The organism is Arcicella sp. GW458-12-2-14-TSB2, from assembly GCF_059423785.1.
In genome coordinates this window covers 1-5,606 of record NZ_JBWKYN010000260.1, presented here as the reverse complement: position 1 = coordinate 5,606, position 5,606 = coordinate 1, and the positions used below count along the sequence as shown (strand labels likewise).

General features: G+C 34.4%; 4 protein-coding genes. 3 read left to right on the top strand and 1 reads right to left on the bottom strand.

The window, feature by feature from the left end; all coding sequences use genetic code 11:
- Window positions 1-299 precede the first annotated feature (299 nt).
- Window positions 300-1,517: an NAD(P)/FAD-dependent oxidoreductase gene (locus AC07XN_RS23115; RefSeq protein ID WP_494744771.1), complete on the top strand. Its 1,218-nt coding sequence runs from the start codon at window positions 300-302 to the stop codon at window positions 1,515-1,517.
- Window positions 1,518-1,573: 56 nt separating this feature from the next.
- Here the strand turns inward: AC07XN_RS23115 and AC07XN_RS23110 are convergent, their stop codons facing one another.
- Entirely contained in the window at window positions 1,574-2,491 is a 918-nt protein-coding gene (locus AC07XN_RS23110; RefSeq protein WP_494744770.1) for an NAD(P)/FAD-dependent oxidoreductase, read from the bottom strand.
- 249 nt (window positions 2,492-2,740) lie between these two features.
- On the opposite strand from AC07XN_RS23110, the gene AC07XN_RS23105 reads away from it, so the two are divergent.
- Both AC07XN_RS23105 and AC07XN_RS23100 read left to right on the top strand, forming a co-directional pair.
- On the top strand, window positions 2,741-4,060 hold the full coding sequence (locus AC07XN_RS23105) for a vanadium-dependent haloperoxidase (protein WP_494744769.1): 1,320 nt from the start codon (window positions 2,741-2,743) through the stop codon (window positions 4,058-4,060).
- A gap of 93 nt (window positions 4,061-4,153) precedes the next feature.
- Entirely contained in the window at window positions 4,154-5,500 is a 1,347-nt protein-coding gene (locus AC07XN_RS23100; RefSeq protein ID WP_494744768.1) for a methyltransferase RsmF C-terminal domain-like protein, read from the top strand.
- Window positions 5,501-5,606 lie beyond the last annotated feature (106 nt).

Genomic DNA, 5,606 nt, shown 5'->3' with positions numbered 1-5,606 from the left:
AAAACACTTAAAATATAATTATTTCAATTGTTTAGATGAATGTAAATTTAATAATTCATCTTTTCTCATATTTCCAGAAAAACTACCCATTTTACAATATTAGAATAATTATATTTTCCTTCATTTTGTCATAATGATTTTGAGCAATTTTCATGAAAGTCAAAACTCTTTGACTTTAAGTTTGTTAAATCTATTATTAAGACAAATCTAACACAAGCTCTCAAAATCTATAATACAACTAGACTAAAAGCTACATATAATTAAGAAACTATTTTTAAAAAATTAAAATCAATATAACAATGGTTATCATTATCGGAGGTGGCATTGCTGGCTTAACATGTGCCAGATATTTACAAAACAGAGGGATAGAATCATTAATTTTAGAAGCAAGCGAAGCAGTTGGGGGGCGTGTAAGAACTGATAAGCAAGATGGCTTTTTATTGGACAGAGGCTTTCAAATTCTACTCACGGCGTATCCTGAAGCATTAAAATTGCTCAATTATGAAAAGTTAAATTTAAAAACATTTAAATCTGGTGCTTTGATTAGAGATAACGAGCAAAATAAATTCATATCAATGCTAAACCCATTGAAAGATCCTTCAGCGCTGTTCTCTACTTTGTTTTCGAACATTGGTACTTTAGCCGATAAACTTAGAATTTTGAGATTAATTATGGACATACAAAACATCCAAGATGATGTTTTTGAGAATAAATACCAATCGACATTGAAATTTCTTCAAAACTATAATGTGTCAGATAAAATGATACTACAGTTTTTCAAACCATTTTTTGGTGGAGTATTTCTGGAAGATGATTTAACAACTTCTGCTAATTTCTTTAAGTTTATTTTTGATAAATTCAATCAAGGCGAAGCTGCTATTCCTGCAAATGGCATGCACGAAATACCCTTACAAATAGCCAGTACATTACCCGCACATTCAATTCGCTTAAATACCAAAGTAGTAAAAATAGAAGGTAATAATGTGTACTTGGCGAATGGAGAAAAGCTTTATGGCGAAAAAATTGTGCTGGCTACAGATGGGTTTGCTGCTGAACAGCTTTTAGGAAAAGAGCAAGACATTAAATTCAATAAAACAACTTGTACTTATTTTGCAGCAAAGAAATCTCCTCTCACTGAAAAACTACTCGTACTAAATCCTGATAGAAATGCTAAAATTCATAATTTGTGTGTCCCAAGCGATATAGCTCCTAATTATGCACCACTTGGCAAATCGCTTATTTCGGTTTCAACACAAGGACTAGATACACAAGACCAGCAATCTTTAGCAACTAGCATTCAACAAGAATTAGTTACATGGTTTGGGAAAGAGGCAATCAATTGGAAACATATCAAAACATATCATATTCCCCAAGCTTTAGCTACTTTCAATGAAGACAATTCAAAGGGATACCCATTACAACTAAGCGATGTGCTATATCGATGTGGGGACTATACGGCATATCCATCTTTGAATGCTGCGATGATGACAGGTAGAAAAGTTGCTGAGAATATTTAACATAGTATTACTTCTCTGAAAAGACATGATAAACACTTTTCAGAGAAGTCTATTTATTATAATAAAGCCTTTGCCAGTGTCAATCCTGATAAAAAAGCCCCTTCTACATTTCCTATACCAAAACCATCACCAGCCAGAAAAATCTGTTTACCTTCAAGCTGATAAAAGGAAGTTGAATATCTACTTGACGCCAAGCTATACCGCCAACGATGTACCTGAAAAGTTTCGATTGATGATTGAGGAATAAATACTTGAACAGATTCAAGCATTTTTTTCCCAATTTGATTCAAATCCCCTTCTAAATTTTGTTTACTGAATTCATGGGAAGCATGAAGAGTAACAGTAGGCTTATGAGAAATACCTTTTTGAAAATTATCGGCTATCCAAGCTATAGGATGATTATCCATCATAATACCTCCGCTTTCAAAGGAAGTTGCCTTATTTAAAAGTGCTATTACAGCAATACAAGGTTGGTACTTGATAGCATTCAAAACGGTATCGTCAATAGAAGAAATCAACATTGATGATTGTTCCAACAATTCTCGTACCTGTGGAATGGGTTGAGTAAGAATTAATTTATCAAAACTATATTCATTTCCCCTCTCCGTGATAAGTTTGTTTTGTAAAAGCTCTACCACTTTTTCATTGGTAATAACATTAATATTGTCAGCAATTGCCTTCGGAATCATTTTCATTCCCTCAGTTCCGAAATACCGAATATTTGAACGCTGAGCCAATTGCCATGTTGACACAATTTTTCTTTCTTGCAATTCATCAATAAACACCTGGAAATCATTTGATTGAACTGAAAAATATTGTGCTCCATGATCAGCGACACCCTCTCCTATTCTACGGGTAGCCATTCTTCCGCCTATACCTCTTCCTTTATCTAAAACAGTTACTTCGTGATATTTTGCTAAAATTCTAGCAGCAGATAGTCCAGCTATCCCTGCACCAACAATAAGTATTTTCAAGATTTTATGATTGTTTCTTTTAATCAACTCCATGAAGGATTTAATGTTTCAAAAAGACAAATAAATTTACAAATAAAGGCACTAGTCAATTTAAAAAGCATTAAAAAAGGCAAATTAGACAAGAAAGGTTTATTATTTTTATCAAAATAATTAAAAAAAATGACTAAAATCTCCCATTTTAAAGAATTATTCCATTTTTTTGGAAATAAACTTTTGTATTTTTGCCTTATCATTTTAAAAACCCTACCAATGAGCAAAAAAGTTGTATTAATATTATCGTGTATTACGCTACTGTTTAGTTGTAAAAAAGATGATGGAAGCTGGAAAAAAGCAGCTGACAACCCTGAGTTTCTAAGAAAAACGCAATTGCAAGTTACTGAATCAATTATCCATGATATTTTCCCACCTCCTGTTTCAAGCCGTATTTACAGTTATGCCTCTTTAGCAGCTTATGAGGCACTTGTTCCTGCTAACAAAGGGCTAAAATCAATGGTTGGGCAATTCAATGGCTTTGAGAAAGTGTATAAGCCAGAACCTAACAAAGAGTATTGTTATGCTTTGGCTGCCACTAGGGCTTTTTTAACGATTGGTAAAAACCTAACTTTTGCACAGGATGTGTATGTAGATTTTGAGAAAAAACTTTGGGCAGATTATAAAGCCACTGGTATTCCTGAAGAAGTATTTGAAAACTCTATTGCTTTTGGCGATTCCGTAGCGGCTTCTATCATGAATTATTCAAAGAAGGATAATTATAAACAAACGCGTGGTTTCCGTTTTACAGTTACCAACAAGCCAGGTACTTGGGTGCCTACTCCTCCAGCTTATTTGGATGCTGTGGAGCCTCATTGGACAAAGATTCGCTCATTTACGATGGATTCTTCTTCACAATTTCGCCCAATCCCTCCCTCAAAATTTGACTTAACAAAAGGAAGTGAATATTATCAGGAAGTAATGGATTGCTATAATACTGTGAAAAATTTAACTGACGAACAAAGAGCCATTTGTAATTTCTGGGATTGCAATCCTTTTAAAATGAATATTACAGGGCATGCTATGTTTGCTACTAAAAAGGTATCTCCGGGTGGTCACTGGATGGGAATTGTATCGCAGGTGAGTCGCAATCAAAATGCAGATATTTACACCACAGCACGTGCATATCTCTTGACATCGGTGGCTGTTTTTGATGGATTTATTTCTTGCTGGACAGAGAAATATCGTACAGTACGCATTCGCCCAGAAACGATTATTAATGCTGCTATCGATAAAGATTGGCAACCCGTTTTACAGACACCTCCCTTCCCTGAATATACTTCTGGGCACTCTGTAATATCTGGTGCGGCATCTGTTGCTTTATCTTCTGTATTAGGTAATAACGTTGCTTTTGCCGATTCAACTGAAATTCCTTATGGCTTACCTGTGCGTAAATTTACGTCTTTTACACAAGCTGCTGACGAGGCATCAATTAGCCGATTGTATGGTGGTATTCACTTTAGACCAGCATTAAATAACGGTTTAGTACAAGGGAGAGCCATTGGAAATTGGATTGTAGGAAAATTAAAAACGAATTAGTCACTCTTTTCTTTACTGTAGTGCATTCATGAAAAAATAAAGCAAAAAGCCAGACTAACTAATCAGTTTGGCTTTTTTGTGTAATTTCACTTTATGAAAATCCCACAATCATTAATTAGTTCATTACAAAACATTAAAGGGTTCAATGAAAATGCATTTGTTGATACGCATGAAAATGAGGCGTCGCCTATTGCAGTTCGCATTAATCCTTTTAAGAAAACCGATACGTTTAATCATGCTGAGTCTGTAATTTGGTCGGAATATGGCAAATATTTGCCTGATAACTATCTTGCCACTTTTGACCCACTTTTTCATGCGGGTACTTACTGTTTCCAAGAAGCAAGCTCAATGTATTTAGCCCAAATCTTGAAAAGTAGCGTTGATTTATCGCAAGATTTGAAAGTCCTTGATTTATGTGCTGGTACGGGTGCGAACAGTACTTTGTTGGCTAGTTTACTAACGCCCGATTCGTTGTTAGTAAGCAATGATGTGCTGAAAGTACGTGCCAATGTATTGGCTGAAAATCTAACAAAATGGGGGACAATGAATACTATTGTTACGAATAATGACCCTAGAGATTTTACAAGACTATCTGGTTTTTTTGACGTACTATTAATTGATGCTCCTTGCTCTGGCTCTGGTTTGTTTAGAAAAGACCCTAACACTATCAGAGAATGGTCTGTTGGGAATGTAACACAACATGCATTAAGACAAAAAAGCATTATTACCGAAGCTTGGAGTAGTCTGAAACAAGGGGGAGTGATGATATATTCCACTAGTTCATATTCAAAAGCTGAAAACGAAGACATTGTTGATTGGATAGAAAAGCAATTTGGAGCACAACATTTAGTGGCAAGCAATAAGGACAAACTAGGCAATGAAGTAATTTCCGAAGGTTCGTATCGGTTTTATCCCGACCAAGTAAAGGGTGAAGGCTTTTTTATTACGGCTTTTCAAAAAAGAAATTCGGAGAAAGAAGTATTTATTCGTTCGGGAAAACCAATAAAAAATAATAATCGTAGAACTGAACGAGAAATTTTCAGAAATTGGGTAAAAAATATTGATGACTATACATGGTTTGGGAAAAATGACGACTTTTTTCTAATTAATCCATTGCATGAACACATCGTACAATTAATTCAGCTTAATTTTAACCTCAGAAAGGTAGGAGTTAGCATGGGTAAACTTTCAAGTAAAGATTTAATTCCTGAGCATGAATTAGCAATGAGCTTATTTTTATCAGAAAAAATAAACAAGGTAGAACTTTCACAACAAGAAGCTATCAAGTATTTAAAAAGAGAGGAATTTGCATTAGAGCAAGCTGTAAAAGGCTGGTCATTGATGACTTTTCAAGGCTTTGGACTGGGTTGGGCCAAAATTTTACCCAACAGAATCAACAATTACTACCCAAAAGAGCAAAGAATTTTAGGCAAAGAATAGTAATGAGGCTAAAAAAGCACAAGGATTAATTGAAAAGATTATTATTGAGCATTGTTTGTAAGTATTTTACTTATTTTTGTACCAAATTCATTATTAAGTATAAACC

What these genes read in the sequence shown, in the direction of transcription:
- AC07XN_RS23115 (WP_494744771.1), top strand. Translation starts at nt 300, where the DNA reads ATGGTTATCATTATCGGAGGTGGCATTGCTGGCTTAACATGTGCCAGA.
- AC07XN_RS23105 (WP_494744769.1), top strand. Translation starts at nt 2,741, where the DNA reads ATGAGCAAAAAAGTTGTATTAATATTATCGTGTATTACGCTACTGTTT.
- AC07XN_RS23100 (WP_494744768.1), top strand. Translation starts at nt 4,154, where the DNA reads ATGAAAATCCCACAATCATTAATTAGTTCATTACAAAACATTAAAGGG.